This window comes from Aurantimonas sp. 22II-16-19i (genome assembly GCF_002088275.1).
Classification (GTDB): domain Bacteria; phylum Pseudomonadota; class Alphaproteobacteria; order Rhizobiales; family Rhizobiaceae; genus Jiella.
The window spans coordinates 1-2176 of sequence record NZ_AQQS01000076.1; the positions used below are offsets into that span (position 1 = coordinate 1).

Below are 2176 nucleotides of genomic sequence, written 5' to 3' on the forward strand. Positions count from 1 at the left end.
ATCACGGTGGCCTCCAACGACCTCGCCCAGCGCACCGAACAGCAGGCGGCGTCGCTCGAACAGACCGTCGCGGCGCTCGGCGAGGTGACCGGCGGCGTGAACCGCACGGCCGAGGGCGCCGGCGAGGCCAGAAGAACGGCCGAGGCGGCGAAGGCGAAAGCCGCCAAGGGCGGCGAGATCGTCGCCCAGGCGGTGACGGCGATGAGCGAGATCGAAGGCTCGTCGCAGCAGATCACCCAGATCATCTCGGTGATCGACGAGATCGCCTTCCAGACCAATCTCCTGGCGCTGAATGCCGGCGTCGAGGCGGCGCGCGCCGGCGAGGCGGGCAAGGGTTTTGCCGTCGTCGCCCAGGAAGTGCGAGCCCTCGCCCAGCGCTCGGCGGAGGCGGCGAAGGAGATCAAGGGTCTGATCACCGCCTCGTCGGAGCAGGTGGAGAAGGGCGTCGACCTGGTGACGGCGTCGGGCAAGAGCCTGGACGAGATCGTCGCCGAGGTGGCCGGCATGGCGGAGATCGTCGCCAGGATCGCGGACTCGGCGCGCGAGCAGGCGACGAGCCTGCGCGAAGTGTCGGGCGCGGCCGACCAGATGGACAAGGTGACCCAGCAGAACGCTGCGATGGTCGAGCAGTCGACCGCCGCTGCCCAGACGCTGTCGGTCGAGACCGACGGCCTGGCGAGGGCGGTGGAACGCTTCCGGACCGGGCGCGCAGCGTCCGCTCCCGTCGAACGGCCGGCCGCGGAACGGGCCGCGCGCAGTTCCGCCAACAGGAAGGCCGCTCCAAGGCCGGTGCCGCAGCTGCGGACCGCCGGACCGGGCGGCGCGGCCCGCAGGCCGGCGCAGCCCGAGGAGAGCTGGGCCGAATTCTGAGCGATCCGAGAATCGCGCCGATGTGAGAGGAAGACGGCCCGGGGAGCCCAGCCCCGGGCCGAAGTCGTTCGCGGTCGGCGCATTGCGGGCGGTGAACGCCCTGCGCAAGGCTCGTTTCCGCTGGACGGCTTGATCGCCCGCATGAGCTCGCCAGGCCGTCGCCCGCCAGGCATGCGGCCAGACCTTGCGGCAGAGCGTTTCGAAGCTGCAGGACGGCAAGCGTGGCCGGAACCCCTCCCGGCGGGCCGACCCTGTCCCCGAACACACGAGCCCCGGCCGACGCGATCGGTCGTGCGGAGAAGTCACGCATCCTCTCGTGCCGCAGTGGTTTCATCAACTGATATTTCACTTCTCTGATAGTAACCTTCGGCATCATCAGGTCACTCGCACAGGATCGGCCATGTCCCTGACGCTTCCCAAGAAACTTGCCATTTTGATCGCTGCTGCGGGGGTCCTGACGACCATCGTCATGGCGCTCCAGCTCTTCTCGATGAACAGCCAGCTCTGGAGGGACAGGGAGACCCTGATGAAGGGCCAGGTCCAGAGCGCCGTCTCGATCCTGTCCTATTTCGGCGACAAGGCCGCCAAGGGCGAGATGAGCGAAACCGCAGCCAAGTCCATGGCCGCCGGCGTCCTTGCCTCGCTGCGATACGGCAACGACGACTATTTCTTCGCCAACGACTACAACGGGATCGTCGTCGCTCATCCGAAGAGCGAGAAGATCGGCCAGAACCAGTGGGACAATTTCGACAAGGGCACCGAGACCTATCACGTCCGCAACATCATCAATGCCGGCCGCGAGGGCGGCGGTTTCGTGCCCTACATGGCGAGCCGCGTCGGCAGCGAGGAAATGCTCGACAAGCTGTCCTATTCCAAGGCCTACGAGCCCTGGCAGTGGGTTGTCGGGACCGGCCTCTACACCGACGACCTCCATGCGCAGTTCATTCGCGCGCTGTCCGCTTCCGCCGTCTGGCAGATCGCAATCCTGGGTGTTCTGGTGACGGTTGGCTGGTTGATCGCCCGTTCCATCACCCGGCCCTTGGCGGCGATGACTTCGGCAATGCGGCGGTTGGCGTCCGGCGACAAGGCCGTCGAGGTGCCCGGCGTCGGTCGGCATGACGAGATCGGCGAGATGGCCGGGGCGGTGCAGGTGTTCAAGGAGCAGGCGATCGAGCGCGAACGGCTGCAGAAGGAAGCCGAGGCGGCCCGTGTCGACCAGGAGGAGGCCAAGCGTCGTCAGGCCGATCTCGAACACGCCAAGGCCGAGGACCTGCGCGAGTTCATGGGCGTCGTCGACACGAGCTTC

The 2176-nt window shown here is 67.4% G+C and carries 2 protein-coding genes; both read left to right on the forward strand.

Features of this window, described 5'->3' with window-relative positions:
• Positions 1–870: methyl-accepting chemotaxis protein (locus ATO4_RS26620; RefSeq protein WP_245308940.1), on the forward strand; the 870-nt coding region annotated here is incomplete at its 5' end.
• Positions 871–1270: 400 nt separating this feature from the next.
• Positions 1271–2176, forward strand: a 906-nt coding sequence (locus ATO4_RS26625; RefSeq protein ID WP_139802734.1) for a cache domain-containing protein, incomplete at its 3' end; no start/stop codon positions are given.